This window comes from Brevibacillus parabrevis (assembly GCF_022701015.1).
Taxonomy (GTDB): domain Bacteria; phylum Bacillota; class Bacilli; order Brevibacillales; family Brevibacillaceae; genus Brevibacillus; species Brevibacillus parabrevis.
In genome coordinates this window covers 2,950,227-2,973,020 of record NZ_CP064090.1, presented here as the reverse complement: position 1 = coordinate 2,973,020, position 22,794 = coordinate 2,950,227, and the positions used below count along the sequence as shown (strand labels likewise).

18 protein-coding genes are annotated in these 22,794 nt (G+C 53.9%); 3 read left to right on the top strand and 15 right to left on the bottom strand.

The window, feature by feature from the left end; genetic code table 11:
• Nucleotides 1-3: 3 nt before the first annotated feature.
• The 5 genes from IRJ17_RS14165 to IRJ17_RS14145 are packed head-to-tail and all read right to left on the bottom strand — an operon-like array spanning nt 4 to nt 5,429.
• Entirely contained in the window at nt 4-969 is a 966-nt protein-coding gene (locus IRJ17_RS14165) for an ABC transporter ATP-binding protein (RefSeq protein WP_173599851.1), read from the bottom strand.
• On the bottom strand, nt 959-1,957 hold the full coding sequence (locus IRJ17_RS14160) for an ABC transporter ATP-binding protein (protein WP_242775124.1): 999 nt from the start codon (nt 1,955-1,957) through the stop codon (nt 959-961). Before IRJ17_RS14160 ends, IRJ17_RS14165 begins: the two co-directional genes overlap by 11 nt.
• A 14-nt stretch (nt 1,958-1,971) precedes the next feature.
• Complete coding sequence (locus IRJ17_RS14155; protein WP_242775121.1) at nt 1,972-2,883, bottom strand: ABC transporter permease; 912 nt, start codon at nt 2,881-2,883, stop codon at nt 1,972-1,974.
• Between the two features lie 10 nt (nt 2,884-2,893).
• Entirely contained in the window at nt 2,894-3,811 is a 918-nt protein-coding gene (locus tag IRJ17_RS14150; protein ID WP_122964892.1) for an ABC transporter permease, read from the bottom strand.
• A 31-nt stretch (nt 3,812-3,842) separates the two neighbouring features.
• Nucleotides 3,843-5,429, bottom strand: coding sequence for an ABC transporter substrate-binding protein (locus IRJ17_RS14145; protein WP_173596981.1), 1,587 nt, complete (start codon nt 5,427-5,429; stop codon nt 3,843-3,845).
• Nucleotides 5,430-5,671: 242 nt separating this feature from the next.
• Between IRJ17_RS14145 and IRJ17_RS14140 the strand changes: the two genes are divergently transcribed.
• Nucleotides 5,672-7,555, top strand: coding sequence for a helix-turn-helix domain-containing protein (locus IRJ17_RS14140; protein ID WP_122964890.1), 1,884 nt, complete (start codon nt 5,672-5,674; stop codon nt 7,553-7,555).
• 753 nt (nt 7,556-8,308) lie between these two features.
• Here the strand turns inward: IRJ17_RS14140 and IRJ17_RS14135 are convergent.
• Together IRJ17_RS14135 and fmdA are read right to left on the bottom strand one after the other, a co-directional pair.
• Nucleotides 8,309-8,617, bottom strand: coding sequence for an FmdB family zinc ribbon protein (locus IRJ17_RS14135; RefSeq protein ID WP_122964888.1), 309 nt, complete (start codon nt 8,615-8,617; stop codon nt 8,309-8,311).
• A 46-nt stretch (nt 8,618-8,663) separates the two neighbouring features.
• On the bottom strand, nt 8,664-9,845 hold the full coding sequence (gene fmdA / locus IRJ17_RS14130; protein ID WP_122964887.1) for a formamidase: 1,182 nt from the start codon (nt 9,843-9,845) through the stop codon (nt 8,664-8,666).
• A 629-nt stretch (nt 9,846-10,474) separates the two neighbouring features.
• Between fmdA and IRJ17_RS14125 the strand changes: the two genes are divergently transcribed.
• Entirely contained in the window at nt 10,475-11,761 is a 1,287-nt protein-coding gene (locus IRJ17_RS14125) for a sigma-54 interaction domain-containing protein (RefSeq protein WP_242775118.1), read from the top strand.
• Between the two features lie 35 nt (nt 11,762-11,796).
• On the opposite strand, the gene IRJ17_RS14120 is transcribed toward IRJ17_RS14125, so the two are convergent.
• The 5 genes from IRJ17_RS14120 to IRJ17_RS14100 form a co-directional block, all read right to left on the bottom strand.
• Nucleotides 11,797-12,717, bottom strand: coding sequence for a phosphotransferase (locus IRJ17_RS14120; RefSeq protein ID WP_122964885.1), 921 nt, complete (start codon nt 12,715-12,717; stop codon nt 11,797-11,799).
• Between the two features lie 636 nt (nt 12,718-13,353).
• The gene (locus tag IRJ17_RS14115) at nt 13,354-15,546 is read right to left on the bottom strand and encodes an endonuclease MutS2 (protein WP_242775116.1); all 2,193 of its coding nucleotides are present in this window, start codon (nt 15,544-15,546) and stop codon (nt 13,354-13,356) included.
• Nucleotides 15,547-16,039: 493 nt separating this feature from the next.
• The gene (locus tag IRJ17_RS14110) at nt 16,040-16,465 is read right to left on the bottom strand and encodes an HD domain-containing protein (RefSeq protein ID WP_122964883.1); all 426 of its coding nucleotides are present in this window, start codon (nt 16,463-16,465) and stop codon (nt 16,040-16,042) included.
• A gap of 38 nt (nt 16,466-16,503) precedes the next feature.
• Nucleotides 16,504-16,899 carry a hypothetical protein gene (locus tag IRJ17_RS14105; RefSeq protein ID WP_242775113.1) on the bottom strand — a complete coding sequence of 132 codons (396 nt, stop codon included), beginning with the start codon at nt 16,897-16,899 and terminating at the stop codon, nt 16,504-16,506.
• Nucleotides 16,900-16,918: 19 nt separating this feature from the next.
• A complete protein-coding gene (locus tag IRJ17_RS14100; protein ID WP_173599845.1) occupies nt 16,919-17,506 on the bottom strand; it encodes a putative glycolipid-binding domain-containing protein in 588 nt (195 codons plus the stop codon).
• A 138-nt stretch (nt 17,507-17,644) separates the two neighbouring features.
• On the opposite strand from IRJ17_RS14100, the gene IRJ17_RS14095 reads away from it, so the two are divergent.
• Nucleotides 17,645-19,120, top strand: a complete 1,476-nt coding sequence (locus IRJ17_RS14095) for a flavin monoamine oxidase family protein (RefSeq protein ID WP_173596971.1) — start codon at nt 17,645-17,647, stop codon at nt 19,118-19,120.
• Nucleotides 19,121-19,142: 22 nt separating this feature from the next.
• On the opposite strand, the gene IRJ17_RS14090 is transcribed toward IRJ17_RS14095, so the two are convergent.
• From IRJ17_RS14090 to IRJ17_RS14080, 3 genes are all read right to left on the bottom strand, one after another.
• Nucleotides 19,143-20,405 (bottom strand): restriction endonuclease subunit S, encoded by a 1,263-nt coding sequence (locus tag IRJ17_RS14090; protein ID WP_242775110.1) that lies wholly within the window; start codon nt 20,403-20,405, stop codon nt 19,143-19,145.
• Nucleotides 20,398-21,879 carry a type I restriction-modification system subunit M gene (locus tag IRJ17_RS14085; protein ID WP_242775108.1) on the bottom strand — a complete coding sequence of 494 codons (1,482 nt, stop codon included), beginning with the start codon at nt 21,877-21,879 and terminating at the stop codon, nt 20,398-20,400. Before IRJ17_RS14085 ends, IRJ17_RS14090 begins: the two co-directional genes overlap by 8 nt.
• 153 nt (nt 21,880-22,032) lie before the next feature.
• On the bottom strand, nt 22,033-22,794 hold the full coding sequence (locus tag IRJ17_RS14080; RefSeq protein WP_122964878.1) for a YwiC-like family protein: 762 nt from the start codon (nt 22,792-22,794) through the stop codon (nt 22,033-22,035).

Below are 22,794 nucleotides of genomic sequence, written 5' to 3'. Positions count from 1 at the left end.
GATTTACGCGTACAGGTGGCAGGCGACGATGTGCTCGCCCAGATCGACGACGGGCGGCTTTTCCGTCCGGCAAACCTCCATGCACGCGGGACAGCGCGGATGAAACGTGCAGCCTTGCGGCGGATCGAGCGGGCTTGGCACATCGCCGCTGAGGATGATCCGCTCTCTCGTATCGTCTGGATGCGTGATCGGAACGGCAGACAAAAGCGCCTGTGTGTACGGATGCTTCGGTTCTTGGAACAGCTTTTCCGTCTGCGCCTGTTCTACCAGCTTGCCAAGGTACATGACTCCGACCCGGTCCGTGATGTGGCGAACCACACCCAGATCGTGGGAAATAAAAATGTAGGTCAAATGAAACTCGCGCTGCAATTGCAGCAACAGATTGATCACCTGCGACTGGATCGATACATCCAGCGCAGATACTGGCTCATCCGCCACAATCAGGTCAGGCTGGAGGATGACCGCCTTGGCGATCCCGATTCGCTGGCGCTGTCCGCCGGAAAATTCGTGCGGATACGAATGCAGATGATAGTCAGACAAACCGACAATTTTTAAAATCTCGCTCGCCTTTTTCACGCGTTCGTCCGGGCTGTACAGGCCGTGCACCCGCAGCGGCTCGGTTAAAATTTGCAAGATCGTTTTCTTCGGGTTGAGCGAAGCGTACGGGTCCTGGAAGACCATCTGCATCCTCCGGCGGAGGCGGCGCATCCTTTCATACGGCAATCGCGCGACATTTTCCCCGGCAAACCAGATTTCGCCCGCATTCGCCTCTTGCAGCCGCAAAATCGCCCGGCCCGTCGTCGATTTGCCGCATCCGCTCTCCCCTACCAGCCCGTACGTCTCGCCGCGATACACTGTGAACGAGACGTCATCGACCGCTTTCACCTGCTGCTTGGGCGAAAACCAGCCCTTTTTCAACTCATAATATTTTTTCAGATGCTTGACTTCCAAAAGCGGCTCAGGTCGCATGGGCCACCTCCTCCTCGCCCGCATACAGCCAGCAGCGACATGACTGCCTCGGCAAAGCCACAAGTGGCGGCCTGTCATGACGGCACCGTTCCATCGCCTGCGAGCAGCGCGGCGCGAAGGTGCAGCCTTGCCCGACCTCATCTGGGCGCGGGACGCTTCCCGGGATCGATTTCAGCTCCCCCTTGCGCTCGTTGGCATTTGGCATCGAGGCCAGCAAGCCTTGTGTGTACGGGTGGCGCGGCTGGTCAAAAATCGTCCGCACCTCCGCACTCTCTACCACCTGCCCGCCGTACATGACGACAACCCGGTCGCACATCTCCGCGACGACGCCGAGGTCATGCGTGATGAGCAGCATCGCCATTTGCTGCTTTTGCTTGATCTCCTTCATCAGCTGCAAAATTTGCGCCTGAATCGTCACATCCAGAGCAGTCGTCGGCTCGTCGGCGATCAAAAGCTTGGGCTGGCACAGCATCGCCAGCGAAATCATGACGCGCTGACGCATCCCGCCCGACAACTGATGCGGATACTCGTCGATGATTTGCCCGGCGCGGGGAATCCCTACCGATTGCAGCATTTCCACCATTTTTTCGCGGATTTGCCGTTTCGTCAGACTTGTGTGCTGCCTGAGCGGTTCCGCCATCTGCTGTCCGATCGTAAACACCGGATTGAGCGAAGTCATCGGCTCCTGAAAAATCATCGACATCTCATTTCCGCGCAGCTTGCGCATCTGCTTTTCGGGGAGATGGGTAATATCGCGCCCGGCAAAATGGATCGTGCCCCCCACAATCGCCGCGGCCGGCTTGGGGAGCAGCCCCATCACCGACAGCGATGTAACGCTCTTGCCGCAGCCTGATTCGCCGACAAGCCCCACCGTTTCCCCTGCATATACGGTCAAATCCACGCCGTTCACCGCTTTGACGACGCCATGGCCGCTGCGAAAATGGGTTTGAAGCTGTCGCACCTCCAAAATCGGGGAACGATTGCCCATGCTGCTCACCTCCTTCAATGTCCTTTCAGTTCCGGATCGAGCACATCGCGCAGCCAATCCCCGAACAGATTGACGCCCAAAGCCGTCATGACAATCGCGACGCCAGGAAACGTAATCAGCCACCACGCGCTGAAAATGTAGTCTTTGCCTTCGCTGAGCATATTGCCCCAGGCTGGCTGCGGCGGCTGGACGCCAAAGCCGAGAAAGCTGATCGACGCCTCGGCAATGATGTAGGTAGCGATCTGCAACGACGACAGGACGATGATCGGCGTAAACAAGTTCGGGACGATATGCTTGACGATGATTTCCCAGCGCGGGACGCCTGTCGCCACACAGGACAAAATAAATTCCTTTTCGCGCAACGCCAGCACTTCGCTGCGCACGACACGCGCATAGACGATCCAGCCTGCGAACACGAGCGAGATGATGATATTTTGCAGTCCCGCTCCGATCACGGCATTGATGACCAGTACAAGCAAAATGAACGGGAAGCTCAGCTTGACGTCGACAATGCGCATGATGATGATGTCTGCCCAGCCGCGAAAGTATCCGGCAACGACTCCGAGAATCGTCCCGATCAGTCCGGCGAAAAGGACCGTGCAGCTCCCGATGATAAGCGACACGCTCGTGCCATGAATCAGCCGGGAAAAGATGTCTCGTCCCAATTGATCCGTCCCGAGCAGGTGACCATCTGTCAGCGGCGGCAGCAGCTTTTTGGCAAATTCAGCCTGGTTCGGATCGTAAGGAGCAAGCCACGGGCCGAATATGCCGAGGATGACCACTACGAAAATGATGAGAAAGCCAGCCAGCCCTGTCGGACTTTTGACCAGCCGCCGCATGTAGGTTCGCCACGCTGGCTCCCTTTTTCGGGAAAGTGGGGCAGGGCGTGGATTCACAGCGGCTTCTGTCAGCGGCGATTGATTCATGCGGCACCCCCTATTTGAAGCGAATTTGCGGGTTGACGTAAGCGTAGAGCAGATCCACGACAAAATTGATGACGGCGTAAATAAAGGCGATCAAAAAGACCCCGGCCATGACGACAGGAAAATCGCGGTTCAACAAAGACTGCATCAATAACCGCCCCATCCCCGGCCAGGAAAAGACGACCTCGACAATCACCGCCCCGCCGAGCAACACGCCCAAATCGAGTGCAACGAGTGTAATAATCGGGATGAGCGTGTTTTTCAGCGCGTACACCGAGAGAATTTTGTAGGTCGGCACACCGGACGCCTTGGCTGTACGGATGTAGTCTTTGCGCAATACATCGAGCATCGTGGAGCGTGTAAACCGGGCAAACCTCGCCACGCTGTACGCCGCCAAAGTCAGCGCCGGGAGAATCAAATGAACCAGGGAGCCGCCCCCGCCTGTCGGCAGCCATTGCAGTTGGACCGCAAACAAGTAAATCAGAATCAGTCCGAGCCAAAAGCTTGGCAGCGCTTGACCGAGCACGGTCGCGGCCACTCCAGCCTGATCGAACCACGTATTGCGCCTGTAAGCGGACTGGATGCCGATCGGGATCGCGATCAAAAGCGACAGCCCGAGCGAGGTAAAGGCAAGCTGAAACGTCGCCGGAATCCGGTTGATCACCATTTGCAGCGCATCCTCGCGCGTCCGCAACGACGTTCCGAAATCTCCCTGGACTGCTTTGGTCATAAACTCGGTGTACTGCACATGCAAAGGCCGATCGAATCCGAGCTGCTTGCGAAACTGTTCCAGCTGCTCGCGCGGGGCATCAGGCGGCAGGAAGAGCGCCGTAGGATCGCCTGACAGCCGAATGATGAAAAAGACAGCAGTCAGTGCCAGGAACAAGACGACTACGACTTGACCCGTTCGTTTGATGACATAATCGAGCATCGTATCCCCCCTTCCATGAGACGGCTTTCGCTTACTGCCCCCACTTCATTTCAAACACGAGGAACTTCTCGTCCGGTCTTGGCGCAAACTGCAAGTTTTTGGCCACCGCGTACAGGTCGCCCTGCTGCCAGAGCGGCACCCAAGCCGCTTCTTCCACCAGACGATGCTGCAGCTCGTCAAACGCCTTCTTGCGCTCTGCCGGATCGAAAATCGGCAACGCTTTTTGAATCATCGCTTCCACGTCTTTGTCGTAAAAGCCGCTGTACGGTGCTTTTTCCGTAAACAAGTTCTCAATCGTTCCCTGCGCGTCAAAAGCAGGTCCCCAGCCGAGAATGAACATGTCTTTCATTTCATGCTGGCGAATTTTCGCGAGATGGTTCCCCCACTCGTTCGCCTGCACGGTTACTTGAATCCCGATCCGTTGCAATTGCGAAGCGATGGCTTGCGCGACGTGCGTATCCATCGGATAGCGGCCGTTCGGCGTATCAAGAGTCAGCTTCAACGTCTTCGGATCGATGCCCGCTTCTTTGAGCAGAGCAACCGCCTTGTCCGGATCGTAGCCGTAATCTTTCGTCTCCGTATAGTCGGCATTGACTTTGGAGAGCGGGCCTGTCATCTTCGTCCCGTTTCCGTTCAGCACGGATTTCAGCAGTTCGTCCACATCAATCGCGTAGTTCAGCGCCTGACGCACACGCTTGTCTTTCAGCGGCCCCTCATAAAAAGTGTTCAGCGCCAAATAGTTGATTCGCGAAGATCCGACCAGCTCGATCTTGCCGTTTTCGCTGCTTTTTACGCGCTCGACCGAGTCGACCGGCACGTTTTTGAACAAGTGAATTTCCCCGCCGAGAAAAGCGGACAGCCGCGCGCTAAACTCGGGAATAATCCGGAAGGTTACCCGCTTGATCGACGGCGCTCCTTGCCAGTATTCTTCATTGGCGACCAGCTTGAGCGAATCGTCCCGCGTCCATTTGTCAAATTTGTAAGCTCCTGTGCCAACCGGGTCGGTAGCCGCTTTTTCCAGGCCGACTTCCTTTGTATGCTTCGGGGCCATGATCAACAAATCATCGGCGACCCTGAGCAAAAGCGTCGGGAATGGCTGCGATGTAATCACTTGAACAGTCTGGTCGTCGATGACTTTGACTTCCTTGACGTCCTTCCATCTGGAGCGGTAAAACGAATTGTTTTTTTCATCCAAAATGTAGTCGATATTGAATTTGACCGCCTCGGCATTGAACGGCTCGCCGTTCGTAAATTTCACCCCTTGGCGCAGCTTGAACTCCCATGTGAGCGGGTCGATGTTTTTCCATTCCGTTGCAAGGACCGGAATCAACGCGCCTTTTGCATCTCGGTCGATGAGCGGATCGTATATGTTGCGAATTTGAATATCTGTCACGTAGTTCACGTCCGTATTCGCCAGCATCGTGGCAGCATCTGCCTCGAAGCCGATCACCAGCTCTTCGGGAACGGAAGCGGGGGCTGCGGTGTTTTCGGTTCCGCCTGCAGGCTGTGGAGTGGCTGGCGCAGTAGGCGTGGTGCCCGCCGTCTCCGGTGTGCAGGCGGCGAGCAAAACGGTAAAACAGATGAACAAGAGCAGAAACAAATGATTTTTTCGTAACATTTTCATCCCCCTCGTCTTGTATTTCGGAGTGATATAACGAAAAATTCCGAATTAACTTACATTTTAACAAAGTGACTGTTTCTTGCTACGTATGTTTCTATGAATTTCGCGAGGAAAACTTGTAAGTTTTAACGAAAAAACCGAGACCGCCATAGTCATTGCCCCCGGGATTTTCTATAATGAAAGTTGGATGAAGCTTCCATAAGCGATTATCAAAATTTTGCAAACAAAAGGGTGGCCCTATGAAACGAGAGCTGAGTCACAGACAGTTGCAAATGCTGATTCAAGTGTCCAACGCGATCAACTCTACCCTGAATCTCGATATGGTCTTCAACACGATTATGCGGGAGACGCTGGCCGTCATCGAAGCTGCGGATGAAGGCTATTTGTTTTTGTACGATCCAGAGGAAGACATGCTCGTCGCCAAAAGCATTTTCTTGCGCAGCAACGACATTCTCTCCGTCGTCCGCCTCAAGCCGGGAGAATCGATGACCGGCATCACTTTTTTGAACAAGGCTTGCACGCATTTCCCTGACCGGGACAGTGTCTATCAGGCTACGCGCACCATGTCACCGGGCAACCAGGCCAGGCTCACGGCAGCCGATCCGATTTTTCCGTACTCAGCCGCCTGTGCCCCGATCATGACCAACGGCGAGTGCATCGGAGTCATCACGCTGGACTGCTTCCACCCGCACAAATCGTTTCAGCCGGAAGATTTGCAGCTTTTGGAGGCGATCTCCCATCAAGCCGCTGTCGCGCTGGAAAAAGCCAATCTGTACCGGGCGCAAGAAAACTCGATTTCCTTGCTGGAAGAACTGAACGTGCAAATGAATCGGCAAAACCAGCTGCTGAACCGCTCGCTGGAAATTCATCAGCACCTGGCGCGACTTGTGTTGCACGGAGAAGGCTTGCAGGCGATCTTTACGTATTTGCATCAGTTGCTGGGAAAAACGTGCCTGTTGCTGGATCAGACGGGTGAACTGATTGTCGCTTCGGTCGAGCCGCTTCCAGCAGCTACGCAAAATCAGCTTGCCAACCTCCGCGCTTTTCTCCACCCGCTGCTCGTCAAGGCGACCTCGCTCCCGCTGCCGGAAGCGCCCCATACCTTGATCGATTGCGTCCTGTTCCCGATCGGGGCGAAAGCGAATTTTCTCGGCTATCTCGTCATCGTCACCACGGAAGCGCTGGAAGAAGTCGATCGCGCAGCTTTGGAGCATGCCAGCACCGTCATTTCCTTTGAGCTGGTGAAGAAACAGGCGATTTTTGAAACCGAGCAAAACTTGAAAGGACAGTTTATCGAAGAATTGTTTGCGGGCAGGATGAGCGAGCAGCTGACTGAGCAGGCGAAGCATTTGCAGCTGGATGCGAGTCGGTTTTATCAGGTACTGACGATTCATTTCGAAGCAGACAAGCTCGACTTTGCCGAGCTGTACTCTTTGATTTTGACGGTACGCAGACACTTGACACAGCTGGCGGCAGACTTGTTCCTGAAGCGCTTCCCGCACGGCTTGATCGTAGCCAGACACGATCACCTCATTTTGCTGCTGTCCTATCCGCAATCGGTTGCCGAAGCAGAGGCTCAACGCTACTTGAAGGAACAGTGCCAAATGTTTGCCGACTACGTGGCGAACAAAAAGTGGGGGCTGCGTGCAGCCTTTGGAATCGGCAGCGTCAAGCGCGGGCTTTCCGAGGTGTACAAATCGTCGGAAGAAGCGGTCAAGTGCCTGCAATTTTTGAAAAATTACAAAACAGGCTCGTCCTACATCAGCTACAGCGAGCTGGGAGGCAAGCGCCTGCTCTTGCAAAACAGTGCGGACGAGCTGACCGACTACGTGCTGGAAGTATTGGGGCCGCTCCTCTCCTATGAAAAATCGCGCAAACGGGAATTTTTGCAAACGCTTGCTGCCTATGTAGCCAACAGCCTGAAAATGAAAGAAACGGCGCAAAGCTTGAACATCCATCTTAACACTCTTATTTACCGGATCAGGCGCATCGAGGAAATACTCGGTATCTCGCTGGCTGTCAACAAGCACTTCATGGACGTCTGTCTCGCGATCGAAGTGTACGGGCTGCTGGAGGTGCAAGTCGAGCAGCGGATGAGTCAGTTGCTTTCGCCTGCCCGTTAGTGTGGTTGGTGTGCCTGTCATGGTTGATTTGCTATGAAAAAAAGCGAGAGTCTCGCTTCTGAACTGCCCTCTGTAAAATAGACAGGAAATAAAAAAACACGTTAAGTAACCTGAGTCTGTCCGTCTGTATGAATCACGAACTCAGGTTACTTCATTTTTACTAGAAACGCTTACGGTTGTAGGTTAAAGGGGGAAATAAAGGTGAACAAACTATTATCAGCCCTATTTACTGCTATTTTTTATTGTGCCTTGTTGGCTTTTATAGAATACACTCCAATGAATATGCGCGAAGCAAATACATATTACTTTTCATACTTTAGTTTACTGCTTATATATCTCACGTACTCGGTTCCGTTTTTGATAATCGTCGGGATACCTTTCTCCATCTTCATTGAGAAAATGGAAAGTAGAATAGCATTTACCTCTCTTGTCAAAAGGTATTGGTTTAATGTCGGTCTATATATCCTATCGGGGATCATGGTAGCATTATTTTTCTCTTTGCTCTCGAAAGGAAACATCCTGTTGAGATTACTCGATTTTGAAGGATTCTTTATTTATATCATTCCCTCAATTCTTTACTACCACTTTTTACCACTTAACAGTCTATGGATCAAAAATTAATTTGTCAGGAAGACAGGAAATAAAAATCCATGAAGCAACCTGAGCTCAGCATTCATCGAACTCAGGTTGCTTCATGTTTACAGATGCCATCATCCATCGCAAGCTACAGGCGTCACTTGTCGAACTGACGAACTAATGCCCCACCATCCAAGGCCGCTTGCTCCCGTGCTGGCGAGCAGGTGCGTGCTGCCCGTGGGCATGTCCGTGGCTGCATCCCGCTCCGTGATGTCCATGCGACTCTTTTTGCACCACTTTCGGCTCCACGCCGCGCTCGATTCTTTGCCGCAGTGCTTGTGGCGTAAAAATCAGTCCCGGAGCGGAATACAGCCGCTTTGACTGCTTTTGGCATTCCGGGCAGTCGACGGAATCAGTCACTTCGCTTATTTTCAACCATTGGATGAACGGGCCACATTGTTCGCACAAATAGTCGTATCTCGGCATCGTCTCTGCTCCTTTTTCGGCAATTTTTCCGCTCGGTGGTCGCCTTTTACCTCGGCAAAATATCGCGGTCGAAGATGCTGGTCGGAATCGAAATCGTGCAGCAAGCGTTCGGAATGTCGACGATTCCGGCGATCCGTCCCTCCACTGGCGCGGTTCCCAGCAGCATGTACGCCTGCTCGCCCGTAAAGCCCATCACGGTTTTCAAATACTCAATCGCGTTCAGGCAAGCGTTGCGATAGGCAACATGCGCGTCCATGTACAATTGCTGTCCGGTCGTCTCGTGTACGGAAATTCCTTCAAACACGAGGTATTCCGTAAAGTGCGGCTCTACCGGGCCTGGCTTGAACACCGGATTGTTGATGATGTTGTACTTCGCCATGCCGCCCTTGATCACGTCGACATGCAAGTCGAGCCAGCCCGCCATCTCGATGCCGCCGCAAAACGTAATTTCTCCATCCCCTTGCGAAAAGTGCAGGTCGCCCATGGACAGCTTCGCGCCTTCCACATAGACAGGGAAGTAAATTCTCGTCCCTTTGGACAAGTTCTTGATATCGCAGTTGCCGCCGTGCTCGCGGGGAGGCACGGTACGAGCCGCTTCCCGCGCAATTCGCTCAAACTCGGCTCCCTTCAAGCTGCCCAAAACAGCACTGTGCGGGGTGGGCAGATTCGCCAACGGCGGCACGCGCTCCGGATCGGTCAAGACCAGATCGCGTTCTCTGCGGTTCCAGCGATCCAGCAGCTGATGAGACGGCGCCGTTCCGATCAGGCCGGGATGGAGAATCCCCGGAAATTTGACTCCCGGCAAGTGGCGGGAAGAGGTGTAGATGCCGTGAAAATCCCAGATCGATTTCGCGGCTGTCGGGTAGTGATCGACGAGGAAGCTACCGCCATTCTCCCTGGCGAAAATGCCGTTGAAGCCCCATTCCGATTGCGGCAACGCTCCAATATCCAAAATATCGACGACCAAAAGATCGCCAGGCTGTGCTCCGTTGACCCAAATCGGCCCGCTCAGCACGTGCACGCGATTGAGGTTGACGTCGCGTATATCTGACGGATCGTCGTTGTTGCTGATTTGTCCATCCGTCCAGTCTTTGCATTCGATGCGGAAAACCGCTCCGGGATTGACGGATACTGTCGCGGGAATGTCAGGATGCCATCGATTGTGTCCGGGTGTATCCTGTTCCTCCATCGGTTTGTTCAAGTCGACGCGAAATAATACTTCTGGCATGCTGCATCCTCCTTTATCTGCTGTAGAATGAGTGCTGCTCAGTGAAGGATGGAAGCAACATGCATGCCAATGACGGAAAATTCTTAAAAATTAACCATTCGCGATTCTTTTGCCTATATTTTTCTGTATACTAAGTGGAGAGCCTGTCGCAAAACAGGTCAGCTTGCGACTGCCCATGCTTGTTTTCCCCTGTTTTCTTTTCGTACACTTGTCCCACAATCGGACAGCCACAATCAACCATTTTACCAAGAAGGGATGCGAGTACCATTACTGAAGCCGGCGTGCTACTCTCGTTAATCGGAGCTTCATCCGTCATCGGGCGTTCGCATCATCGCGCTGTCTCTCACGCACTCTATCACCCTCCTGATTCCTTTTACCAGCACAGATTGCACCACCATTCACACGTGCAAACGATTCTTTTGTCATGCACGGCTCCTGCCTGCTCTTCCTCCGCCATGCCAGACAGCCTTTGCCCTATACACCGCTTACAGCGAATGGAAGAATGGCACAACCCTGCTTGCTCCAAAACACCGCTGCCGTTCTTGTTCACACCAGGTTCAAGCTTTTGCCCTGCCTCTCGTCCCAACACACCTTCTCAAGCAAGCAATCTGTCCGAGTCAGCTACTAGCTTGCATGTCGCGCAGCACACTGACACTGCCTCAAGCTTGTCCATCCATCCGCAGCCCGATTGGCGCCGCTTGCTCTTTTTATGGGGAGAAAAAAGCCGCGAGCCGATCCTTGCGCTGGATGCAGCCCGCACGGTCGTGTTCGCCTCCCGCACGGCTCGTGAGCAATGCGGTCTTCACACCGGAATGACGTTGGAAGAACAATGGTGGACTTCCTTGGAAAAAGACTGGAGCATCGAAGAACAGTCCTTGGAGGATGCTGCCGGGACGCGGCTTTATTTGTTGCGCACGCGAACCGCTCCCTTGCCTGCCCGCACAGAACCGCATGTTTTCCCGGCGATCGCCACGAACAGTCCGCTATACCGCAAGCAGTTGCAAACAGCGCGGATTGCCGCGGCTTCGCTTTCCCATACGCTGTTATTGGGCGAAACAGGTTGCGGCAAAGAAGTGTTAGCCAAAGCGATCCACGATTCCAGCCCACGCAAAGACGGGCCGTTCATCGCGGTCAATATCGCTTCGCTCCCCAAAGATTTGCTGGCGAGCGAGTTGTTCGGCTATGCAGATGGTGCCTTTACGGGGGCAAAAAAGGGCGGGCAAATCGGAAAATTCGAAACGTCAAACCACGGCACCTTGTTTCTCGATGAAATCGGAGAAATGACGCTTGAACATCAAGTGCTGCTGTTGCGCGTGCTGGAGGAGAAAAAAGTCACGCGGCTTGGCTCCCATACGGAAAAAGAGCTGGATGTGCGGATCATCGCCGCGACCAATCGACTTTTGGAGGAGGATGTGCGAAACGGGTTGTTCCGCGCTGACCTGTTCTATCGGTTAAACGTCCTGCCGATTCGCATCCCGCCGCTGCGCGAGCGAAAGGAAGACATCGCCGCTTTGGCAAAGGAGTTTCTCGGGCAACTGCACGAACAATACAAAGGCGGGCCAAACGCCCTTTGCGAAACGGCCCTGCTCGCCCTGCATCAGCACTCCTGGCCGGGCAATATCCGCGAGCTGCGAAATGTGATGGAACGCGCCTTTTTGCACGCCTTTTCCGAAGCAAGGATTTCCGTCCAACACCTGCCGCCAGAGTGGGCTTGGACGACCAGCACTGAGCAAGCACCCCAGGCAGACGATCCGTCTCCGTTGCTGCGGACGTTGGAGAAGCAAACCATTCTCCAGGCGATTCAGGATGCTCCTTCCATGAGCGCCGCAGCGAAAAAACTCGGCATCGCCCGCAGCACCCTGTATCGAAAAATGGGCGAGCTGGGGATCGGACAGCTGAGCGATAGCCGAGCCTGAAAACGTCTTTTCCATACATGGCGCGCCCGCAAGCCTTAGCAAGATTCGGCCAGGGCGCGCTTGATTATGTCCCTCGCCTCTTGTGCCACCCGTGTATCGCCCGTGTCTTTTGCCTGCCTGTAAATCAACATCGGAATGTACACAGCCATCAGACGAGCCAACAGCTTCGTTTCCTCGTCCACTTCGCCGTATTCACGGAAAAAATCATCCCGCGCCTCTGGCGGCAAAAAGCTGTAGGCGATGTTCAGATCACAGCCGGGATGTCCGATGCACATGTCTCCCCAATCAACGATTCCTGCGATCTGCCCGTTTGGAGTCACCAGCATATTTTTGAAGTGCAGATCGCCATGCATGAACACTTCCTTCGGCTGCAGACGTTTCGCATTCAGGTCGTGCAAGTAATCCATAAGGAGCGATCGGTCGCTTTCCTCGAAAGGCAAGTGCGGATCAGCCAGCAGCTGGACCATTTTTGCTTTTCGTGCTGCAACATCCAGCAAGGCCCGGTGATCAGCAAGCACGCCGTTCTCTTTGGCAATTGCTACGGGGAAGGCATGCAGCCGCTTTAAAAATCGCGCCAGGAGCGGCCCGGATGACGCCCGTTGCTCGTCAGTCAGCCCTACTGGAAACTCTCCCTGCACATACACGTACCCCAAAAACGGCACGGGATACTCGGGCGTCCCTTCCCCGTAAAAAAGCGGCTTTGCATACGGGAGTGTTACGTACGGAGCAAGCTTGGGCAAAAGTCGGCCTTCTCGTCCGATCAGCTCCACGGCGAGTTTTCTGCGCGGGAAGCGAAAGACGTATTTTGCTCCAACCAGATAAACCGTATTGTCCCATCCGTCTCCCAGCCGCTTTACCCGCATGGACGAAAGCGCGGGAAACTGGCTGTAGATCAATGCTTGCGCCAGCTCCTGCGTGACGTCCCACTCCGCTTTCCACGGATTTGCCTGTGTCATTTTTCTCACCTCTTTTTTGGTTGAATAAACTGGCAACATGGCATCCCGCAGGCAAAATAGTCTCACTTGCTGCTAATAGCCACGTGCCAAAGCTTTTCCATTATACGTCAGATGCGAGCGGCATTTGAGCTGTTTTTCCTGTAGATCGCCAGCGGGCTTCTCTCCGGCTGAAGGCAGGTGGAGCGATGGAACGGCGCGCGCGTTTTTTCTCCACCTTGTCTTTGGTTCAGCCTGGTTTTATGGACGATCTACGGGAGAGTGTGACTGTCGTTCTGACCCGCCTATTCCTCCCGGTTCTTTCAAATAGCTTAACGAAGCTGTGATTGTCTTATTTATAATTTTTACCTTACCATTCTTTCAAACAACCTTCGAGGCTACGCCTTTCCGTCTTGACTGCTCTTTCCTCCTGATTCTTTCAAATATCTTCGGGAGCTACACCTTTCGCCTTGACCGCTCTTTTCTCCCGATTCTTTCAAACCATCATCGGGAGCTACACCTTTCGCCTTGACCGCTCTTTCCTCCCGATTCTTTCAAACAACCTTCGGGGGCTACGCCTTTCCGTCTTGACCTCCGATTCAGTCTCTCTCCCAGTTATTTCAAACAACCTTTTAAAGCTATCCCTATCGCTTTGAGCACTTATTCTTCCCGCTTCGTTTCGATAGAAAGTCCGTCCACATGCTTGCGCCCCATCAGCTTGCGTTTTTTACGGTTTTCTTTTGTTTCAAACACGATGTCCATGTCGTAATCGTCCGGATACAGCTCCTTGCCCTCAATGTGCAGGGTGAGACGCTTTTGGTTGATTTTGAATTTCTGATTTTGAATCAGCACGCCCACGTTCCCTTTGCCATCCTCCACCGTGCACACGATACCCGTCCGGCCTAACGAAGACACGAAGACGCAATCTCCGATGGCAAAACGCTTTCTGCCGCTGAGCGCGGGGGGAGGGGAGTCTGCCTGTGACTCTTGCTTTGCTAGTTCTGTGCTGGCTGATCGAGCTGAGCTATCAGACCTTTTTTCGCTACTTGACCGTTCTCCGTCACCATGCCGATCTCCGCTATCCAGTCGTTCTCCACCACCTGACCGTTCCGCGTTACCCAGCCACTCTGAGCTACCCAACAACTCCGATTCTACCGCAACCACCTGTTCGGCAGAACCCATCTGCTCCACCAAAGCTCCCCCCAAGAAGCCTTGCCCTTGCCCTTGCCCTGCCTCCCTCTCCGCTTCCTTCTCCTCGACCCGATGAACAAAATCCTCCCCTCCTGCTTGCCCCACCTCGGAAGCCATCCCCGCTTGCGTCCGGGCAAAACCATGCTGGTTAATCTCTTGCGAACGCTCGATCATGGCTCGCGGAATCCCCAGCTTCATCGCGATTAAAAAGGCATAGCTGTGGCCCGCCTCGCCAATCCGCAAGCGATAGAGCGGCTGCAACGTCTCTTCGTCAAACTCCATGCGCGCATTTTGGAAGCCTGCGGTCGCACTTGCAAAATTTTTGATCTCGTTAAAATGAGTCGTCGCGATCACCGTCGCGCCCCGCTTGTGTAGCTCCTCCAAAATAGCAATCGACAAAGCCACCCCTTCCCCCGGATCGGTGCCGGAAGCCATCTCGTCAATCAGCACGAGAGTCGAATGATCGGTGACCTGCAAAATTTCGATGACGTTGCGAATGTGCGCGGAAAACGTACTCAACGCATGCTCGATGCTCTGCCCGTCGCCAATATCGACGGCGATGTTGCGGAAAATGGCAAACTGGCTGCCTTCCTTCACAGGCACCAGCAAACCCGATTGCACCATCGCGGTCAAAAGGCCGACCGTTTTGAGCGTCAACGTTTTTCCGCCCGTATTCGGCCCGGTAATGACCAGCGTCTGAAAGCTTTTGCCAATCTGAACATCGAGCGGAACCATCTGCCGCCCCATTAACGGGTGACGCGCTTCCTTGACGTCAATCCGTCCCTGTTCATTCAACTCCACATTCACTGCGCCCAACGCCAAGGCGTACTTCGCTTTGGCGAACAAAAAGTCGTACATCCCGACTGTGTCCACGTTCACATGCAGCTCTTGCGAAAATTCTTCGGCCACTGCCGACAACTGCATCAGCACTTTCGTCACTTCCCGCGCCTCTTCTGCTTTCAGCGCGGACAGCTCGAACTGCACCGCTCCGATCTCCGCAGGCTCCATATAGACCGTTTGCCCGCTCGCCGATTCGTCCAGCACACTGCCTGCCACTTGTCGGCGATGCTCTTTTTTAATCGGCAGCACGTATCTTCCGTTGCGCATGCTGATCATGTTTTCTTGCAAAATCGAACGGTATTTGTTCATCAGCGTATCGAGCTGCCGTTTGAGCCGCTCTTCAAAGACGACGATTCGCTTGCGTGTTTTCAGCAAATCTTTGCTCGCCGTATCCACCACCTGACCGTGCCGGATGCACTGCTCGATTTCCGTCTTCAACCGACTCAGCGTGTACATCGTCGTCGCGTAAGAGCTGACACGCGGCGCCGCTTCCGCTTTGCTCGCCATGTACTTGGAAAGCTGGGCGCAGCTCACGAGAAACTGATGCAGATGGGAAAAGTCTTGTTCCGTGAACACATACCCCGTTCCCAGCAGGGACAAAATCATCTCCATTCCTTCCAGCGAAGGAACAGGAACGCTCGCCCCTTGCTGCAACAGCGCTTTGGCCTCGGCGGTTTCGTCCAGTTTTTTGCGCAGCACTTTGGCTGAATCGAGCGGCTGCAGCTGTTCGACGTGCTGTCTCCCGGCGTACGATACGGCGTACTCCATCAATGTTGCTTTGATTTTGTCGTATTCCAGTCGTTGCAATGCTTTTTCGTTCAAAGTAAATCGCTCCTTTTGCTTTTATCGTGTATGCCCCTCAACGAAAAAAAGGGCGGAGAATGAACAAACGTCATTCTCCGCCCTCTTTTTGGGTCCATCCCTACCGATGCGCACGCAAACCGTACCCTAACAAGACCGCCAGCCGCTTGATCAAAAAGCAGGCAAACGATCCAAAAAGGGAATAAAAAAACCGCGCTGAACACAGCACGGATTTGGGCGCAATGATAGGTTGAAAACCTGGAGCAGTGATGATATCCGTTGTTCTTAACTAATTCCAAGGCAGGAAATGGGCCAACGCAAATAAACTTTGCAAACAGCGCAAAATTTTGGTGGGATTACTCCTTGCCTTCGATATGGAATTGATCTAGTTAAGAACTACCGCCGACATCAACATCTCTCCCTTGATAAGGTTAGTTTCACTATAGCGCACCGTTCCGGCAGCCGTCAAGAATGACAGCGACCCATCGCTCTTGACTGGCTGTTTCGCTTCGCACTAGGAGCGCAGCCGCAAAAGCTTCGCGGCTTCCTCGTAGCGCTTCTGCCTTTCCCGGTCTTGCTCGGTAGGCACTGCAATCCGCGACAAGTCGAGATTGTCCTCGATGTCGCCCAGCTTCACCACTCGGGCAATCGGGTCTTCGCTGGCCCGCCTGATAAAGTCTGGATAGCTTTCGCCTTCGCGTCTGGTCAGGGCAATCACGGCTGAAACAATCGCTTGGGAAAAACCTGCCGCCCGCAAATCTTCCTCCGTGATCGCCGTGTCTTCCAAAACGTCGTGCAAAACCGCCGCGATTCGCGTCTCATCCGTCGGCATTTTCAGCATGACCCGCAACGGATGCAGGATGTACGGGTGATTGCCTTTGTCGGTTTGGCCCGCATGCGCTTGAGCCGCAAGTGCAATTGCTTTTTCCACCGTTCCCATCTTCCTCGCCTCCTTGACACTAATAAGCCCTTGTCCTTCTATGAGCAGCGCTCCACCTCAGACCGCCTTTTTCTTCTGAGGGCAAACAGACACAGCCCGTACAGCACAGAAGCTGCCACGCCCATGTAATACATAGGCGAACCTGCGCTAAAAAATACCCCGCCGACCTTCCAGAACAACAAGACGGTCACGCCTATTCCGGCTGCACCGTAAAGAGCCAGCTCCACGAAAACCACTCCGGCACTCCTGTTCAGACGCAGCAATCGCATCAACCGATCGATCACGAGGGAAGCAGGGATGCCACACGCAAAAACCAGCGGAAAGGTAATCATGGCTGTAGGCAACATCATGAAGCGATCGTGAAAAAAGATGAGTGCGGCGCCGAGCGTAAACAGGAAGCTGGTCATCACAGCGGCTATAAAACGGTCTGCCATGACGAAACATCCCCCCTTCCTATGCCTTGCCTGCTTCCGCCACTGCCAGATTTTCGCGCACAAACAAGTCCGGATACGCCAGCACAAGCCCCTGCTCATCGACCGTGATGTTTTCCACAAATGAACCCGCCCGATACTCAAAGACAGACGAACCCGCATCAGCCGAAAGCAGCGTATATTGCTGCCTCACTCGCCGCCAAGTCAACTCGTAAGCCGAAAAGTACACGACGTCAATCTCCTGCGGCACATGCGGGGCAAATGACAGCCTTCTGATCGGCAGCGTATTCGTAAACGGCGTGCAGGAAATGTCAATATCCACACAGCCCGCCAGTTCGGGGATTGGCTCACCTTCCGCATTTGTCCACTCCCCCTGCCCATCTGACAAAAGGCACAGTCCGTCTGTTTTTCCCAGGTGACGAATCGTTACTTTTCTCGTCGCCCACTTGCTATCCAGTTCAATGACATAGTGGGTTCTCACCCATTCGCCCTGTTCGTTCATCCCCATTACAAGGCTGTCAAAAATCAACCGCTCATTGCTCTCGCTAATTTCCAGATGCTCGAAGCCCAATCCGCTATGCGGCTTCCAAATCACATTAGCAGGCAGCATGCCTATACCCCCGATCACACGTTCTCATTTCTTTCCATCCCCAGTTTACCACGCATTGGATGGAATTGGAATCTAGCAAACACAATTGCGCCCAGCGCAGAATACGCTATTTTCACAAGCAGAAAAAGGAGAAGCAGCATGGAAAAGACTTCATCACCCTTGAGCGAAGCGCAGATGCTATCGATCATTCGCGATGGCCTACCTCGGACAACACAACCGAAAAAGGTTTTGATCGCAGGCGCTGGCATCGCCGGTCTGGTAGCCGGCTCGCTGCTGAAACAAGCCGGGCATCATGTCACGATCGTGGAAGCCTCGGAACGAGTAGGAGGGAGAGTGCTTACGCTGCGCGCCCCTTTTACAGACGGGCACTATGTGGAAGCAGGAGCGATGCGCATTCCGAACACTCACTTGTTGACGATGGCGTATATAGCCAAATTCGGCCTGCCACTCAACGAGTTCATCAACAGTACGCCGAACGATCTCATTTACGTAAACGGGATCAAAACACGCCGCCGTCTGTACGAGCAAAATCCTGATCTGTTGCACTTTCCCGTCGCTCCGCACGAAAAAGGCAAGTCAGCCGATGCCCTTGCCCTCATGGCCATCCGGCCGCTTATCGATTTCATCAAAAAACATCCCGCCAAGCATTGGCCCATCGTCATCAAGGAATACGACCGCTACTCGATGGAATACTTTTTGCGCCACAATCCGATCAGCACGTCGCTCTCAGCCGCTGCCGTCGACAAAATCAAAGTGATGAGCGGCTTCGAAGGATTCCCGGAGCTGTCTTTTCTGGAGATTTTCCGCGATTTCATCCTGTTCGATACGCCCACCCGCTTCTATGAGATCACGGGTGGATTCGACTTGCTTCCCCAATCGTTTGCCCCCTCCCTGAACGAACGTATCCGCTTCCATCACAAAGTGGACCGAATCAGCCAAAAAGGGCAGCAAATCGTCTTTTCCGGGGTGGACACCGCCACACGAACGCCGTTTGAGCTGACAGGCGACATCGCGATTATTACGATTCCGTTTCCGGTCCTGCAATTTATCGACGTCGAGCCGTCGAACCTGTTTTCTTTTGGCAAATGGAAAGCCATCCACCAGTTGCACTACGTCTCGTCGACGAAGATCGCCTTGCAATTTTCCCGCCGCTTTTGGGAAGAGGCTGGTCTGTACGGCGGGCAAGCGATCTCAGACCTGCCTTTGCGCTTTTCCTACTTTCCAAGCCATGGATTTGACCAGTCTGGCGGAGTCGTTCTGGCGAGCTACACGTGGGAAGACGATGCGCTCCCCTGGCTTTGCCTGTCCCATGACGAAAAAATTTGGCAAGCGCTGCGCCAGCTTGCGGTCCTGTTCGGCGAGCAAGTCTACAAGACGTTTGTGACCGGAGTTACCCATCATTGGCTGCTGCAACCTTACGCGGGTGGCGGCTTCGCCCTGTTCAAGCCGTTTCAGGAAACGGAGCTGTCGGCAGCCTTGACCTCGATGGAAGGGCCGATCATTTTCGCCGGAGAGCATACTTCGCCCGCTTATCACGGCTGGATTCAAGGCGCGATCGAGTCGGGGGTGCGCGCGGCTGTGCAGGGACATCACTCGCGCATCGGCGATTTCTAAATGCCTGAGACGGAAAGCTCGGTCAGACCATTTCCTTCTGCCGTTCATCCACCTGCACTCGCACACTGCCCGTCAAAAGCTTTTGCATCAGCTCTTTTTTGATCGCGATGAGCTGTGTTTGTTTGGCCTTTTCCATCGCAAGCTTTGCGAGCACGCTTTTGATCCCGGCCACGATTTTGTGCTGTTCGGTGAGGCTCGGCAAAGGAATCAGGAGCGTCTCCACCCGTTTCAGACCGAGCTTGGGCACTCCCGTCACGCCTTTTAACGCGGCAATCTGTTTCTGGCAAAGCTCCGAGCCAAGGGCAAACATCAAAAAATCAAGGTCGATCCGGTCGGAGGTCGGGGTGATCTTGGCCGCATTTTCTGTCAAAAGAGCGCCGTCCAGACAGTCGGGAACACGGCCCGCCACTCCGAGGTAAATGCCCGCGATCGACAAGTACATATCTTGCTTGGAGATCGTGTAGCGCTTGATTTTGCCGTAAATTTCTTCGCTCACGTATTTGAGTTGTTTTTGGCTCACGGTATAATCGCGAAAATCGGACACGCGGATGTACGGATACGGAGTCTGCTCTTCCAGCAGGCTGTAGCCTTTGGGCACTCTTTTCCCGCCCTTGACTCTGGCAATCTCCTGGAGCTTGACCAGCGACCAGTCCGCCGGGATCGTTCCCAACTCGGTTTGCCGGAAAGAAGTGTGACCGATTCCACGCGTAAACAGCTGCTGCATCAGCCCTCTTTTCACGACCTCGACTTGTTCGATCATCGCTTCTGTCTTCTCGATCACCCCATCTACTGCGGCGAGAATGGAGGCGATTTTTTGCTGTTCAGCCAACGGCGGATACCAAACCGGAATGGATTCAAGCTGCTTCGTGCTGATATTGAGCTGGGCCACGCCAGCCGCCATCGTCCACACTTGATCGCGAAACCACTTGGAGGTCACCACGTATTTCAAATATTCGCTGTGCAGCAACGAGCTGTCTTTTATTTGCAACCTGCCTACCCGCTGGTTCAATAGCGCGGGGAGGTCGGTCGCTTTGACCTCGGCAAAGTTTTCGATACTGCCTGACATGCCGAGCAGCAGATCACCCGGTTTCAGCAAATACGCCGAGTGCCCAGCCAGAGCAGTCTCGTCCATACATTTGGCCTGTGTCAAGTCCAGGCGGCCGTTCTTCATGTTGCTCATCCGCACGACGGGAACCCCTTCGTCCACGAACGCAGCGGAGGGGAAAGGATAACCGCCCTGGACATGCACAGCCCAGCCGAGCGGCCCTTTTTTCCACTCAGGCATCATATCCCAACTCCTTTAAAAAGCCGAGCATTCTGCCCTCGATCTCGCTGCGTTCTTCCTCCAACCTGCGCAGCTTGACAAGCGCTGCCCCCACATCAATCTGCGCCTCCTGCTCGGACGAGTCGATGTAGCGTGCCAAATTCAAATTATAGTCATTTGCCTGAATTTCGCTTTCGTGGACCAACCTGCAATACTTTTCGATGTCCCCCCCGCGTTCGTAGGCAGACACGATGCTCTCCACGTCGGAATCGCGCAAAAAGTTTTGGTTTTTTCCTTCGTGATAGCCCCCGGTGGCATTCAGGAAAAAGACATGCTGCCTTTTCGCCGCTTCTTTGTTCTTGTTCAACAGCAAAATGCAAGCCGGGATTCCCGTGCCGTAAAACAAATTCGGCGGAAGGGCGATCACCGCTTCCACCAGGTCTTCTGCCAAAAGTCCTTTGCGGATGGCCGCTTCTGCACCGCTGCGAAACAACACCCCGTTTGGCACCACGACGCCTGCCTTGCCGTTTGGGTTGAGCGTTGCGACCATGTGCTGGACGAAGGCGAGATCGCCTTTGTCTTTGGGCGGTATCCCGAAGCGAAAGCGGGACAGTTTATCTGCCTTCGCTTCTTCCTGCCCCCAGTTGCTCAGGCTAAACGGCGGGTTGGCGATCACCCGGTCGTATAAAATCAGCTCTCCGTCTGCAAGCAGCTTCGGCTCGCGAATCGTATCGCCTTTTTCAATCCGGTGGTCGCACAAGCCATGCAACAGCAAATTCATCTTGCCAATCGCCCACGTCTTCAGATTGCGCTCTTGTCCATGCAGCGCGATACGGCGCGGATTGCCGCCTTTTGCCCGGATGTAGTCGGCCGTTTGAATCAGCATCCCGCCAGACCCTGCCGTCGGGTCACACACGCGCATGCCTTCCTCCGGTTTGATCAGCTTGACGATCAACTCTACCACTTTGCTCGGCGTGTAAAACTCCCCGCCCTTTTTTCCCGCATCGTCTGCAAACTGTCTGATCAAATATTCGTACGCCCGTCCCAGCATATCCGGCTCGGTCAGACTGGCGTTTCCTAAAGAAATCGCAGAAAAGTGCTTGATCAGCTGCTGCAACAGCCGGTCGGGCAAACGTTCGGAATCGTTGTAATCGATCGTCGCCAGCACCCCGGAAAGCGTGGCGTTTTCCTGTTCCAATGCCGCCAGCGCTTCGTTGATTGCCTCGCCGATCCCTTCCGTCACGCTCTGGATTCGCTGCCAGCGAGAGCTTGCCGGAACGACAAACTGGTGAGCGTCATGCTCTGCCTGCCGCGCCTCCTCGCCTGTTGTTGGCGCAATATGCACCTGGCTTTCCTCAAACACATCGTTCAGGCGTTTCAGAAAAAGCAGTCCGAAAATATAGTTTTTATAGTCAGCGGAGTCGATGCTTCCGCGCAAAATATTGGCTGACTCCCACAGGTGAGACTCCAGTTGCGATAGCGTTAGTTTGGACATGCTGACCTCCCGATTTACCATAAAGAACCACTATTCATTCATAGTGGTTCCCTGTCCTCGCATGAGCATAAAAGGGATGAGTTCTGTTGCTCGATTTTCACTTTAGCCGATTTTCCCCATGTTTACTAGCGAACACATTTTGAAAACAGGATCTCAGAAGAGCTTCGTACCGAGCACTACATAGCCTCCTGCCAAAAACCAGAGAACGTTGACGATTTCCATGATCCCGACTGTTTTGACAGGCAGTTTGACTTTTTTCGCCGCGATCGCCATTTTGACGATGCCTGGAACAAAAATCAGGCTGAAAAGCGCAGGAACTGGCAACACCAAGGGCAGTGCGAGCAAAAGCAGATGATAGACGATACCGACGCTTTGAAACATCCGGTTGTTCTTTTCGCGGAACACGGCTTTCACGAAAAAGACGCTCCCTGTGAAATACGCCACGTTCAACGCCATCGCTGTGAGCAGTTCCTGCATGGGAGCGCCTCCGCCAAGCGCAGCGGAGACAGGCAGCAGCATCGTCAATCCGACGATTCCGAGCAAATCGTTGAGAAAATGCCGCTCCTGCTTGCTGCGGATAAACCAGATGCTGCCCGCGGCGCAGATTCCCATCACGACGAGCGGCCAAAAGGCCAGCGCGTTATGCAGCAGCGGATAGGCCAAACATATGGCGGCCACTCCTCCGAATACGAGCAAGGTGCGCAGCACTTGACGCGCGAGCTTTGGCTGCCGCATCAAGACCAGTGCCGCGTTGACCGCGATAAAGCCGCAGAGCAAGCCCGGTCCGGCCAGCAAATGCAAAACATTGTTTTCCACCAGAAATACGCCGAACAAGTACGGCACGACAAACATGGCCCAGACACCGTGTTCGCGGGGCATTACCAGGGAAGCCCCGCCTCTTTTTCCGTTCGCCAC

What these genes read in the sequence shown, in the direction of transcription:
- IRJ17_RS14145 (WP_173596981.1), bottom strand. Translation starts at nt 5,429, where the DNA reads ATGTTACGAAAAAATCATTTGTTTCTGCTCTTGTTCATCTGTTTTACC.
- IRJ17_RS14155 (WP_242775121.1), bottom strand. Translation starts at nt 2,883, where the DNA reads ATGAATCAATCGCCGCTGACAGAAGCCGCTGTGAATCCACGCCCTGCC.
- IRJ17_RS14085 (WP_242775108.1), bottom strand. Translation starts at nt 21,879, where the DNA reads ATGTCCAAACTAACGCTATCGCAACTGGAGTCTCACCTGTGGGAGTCA.
- IRJ17_RS14150 (WP_122964892.1), bottom strand. Translation starts at nt 3,811, where the DNA reads ATGCTCGATTATGTCATCAAACGAACGGGTCAAGTCGTAGTCGTCTTG.
- IRJ17_RS14090 (WP_242775110.1), bottom strand. Translation starts at nt 20,405, where the DNA reads ATGCCTGAGTGGAAAAAAGGGCCGCTCGGCTGGGCTGTGCATGTCCAG.
- IRJ17_RS14120 (WP_122964885.1), bottom strand. Translation starts at nt 12,717, where the DNA reads ATGACACAGGCAAATCCGTGGAAAGCGGAGTGGGACGTCACGCAGGAG.
- IRJ17_RS14095 (WP_173596971.1), top strand. Translation starts at nt 17,645, where the DNA reads ATGGAAAAGACTTCATCACCCTTGAGCGAAGCGCAGATGCTATCGATC.
- IRJ17_RS14160 (WP_242775124.1), bottom strand. Translation starts at nt 1,957, where the DNA reads ATGGGCAATCGTTCCCCGATTTTGGAGGTGCGACAGCTTCAAACCCAT.
- IRJ17_RS14135 (WP_122964888.1), bottom strand. Translation starts at nt 8,617, where the DNA reads ATGCCGAGATACGACTATTTGTGCGAACAATGTGGCCCGTTCATCCAA.
- IRJ17_RS14105 (WP_242775113.1), bottom strand. Translation starts at nt 16,899, where the DNA reads ATGGCAGACCGTTTTATAGCCGCTGTGATGACCAGCTTCCTGTTTACG.
- IRJ17_RS14165 (WP_173599851.1), bottom strand. Translation starts at nt 969, where the DNA reads ATGCGACCTGAGCCGCTTTTGGAAGTCAAGCATCTGAAAAAATATTAT.
- IRJ17_RS14140 (WP_122964890.1), top strand. Translation starts at nt 5,672, where the DNA reads ATGAAACGAGAGCTGAGTCACAGACAGTTGCAAATGCTGATTCAAGTG.
- IRJ17_RS14110 (WP_122964883.1), bottom strand. Translation starts at nt 16,465, where the DNA reads ATGGGAACGGTGGAAAAAGCAATTGCACTTGCGGCTCAAGCGCATGCG.
- IRJ17_RS14100 (WP_173599845.1), bottom strand. Translation starts at nt 17,506, where the DNA reads ATGCTGCCTGCTAATGTGATTTGGAAGCCGCATAGCGGATTGGGCTTC.
- fmdA (WP_122964887.1), bottom strand. Translation starts at nt 9,845, where the DNA reads ATGCCAGAAGTATTATTTCGCGTCGACTTGAACAAACCGATGGAGGAA.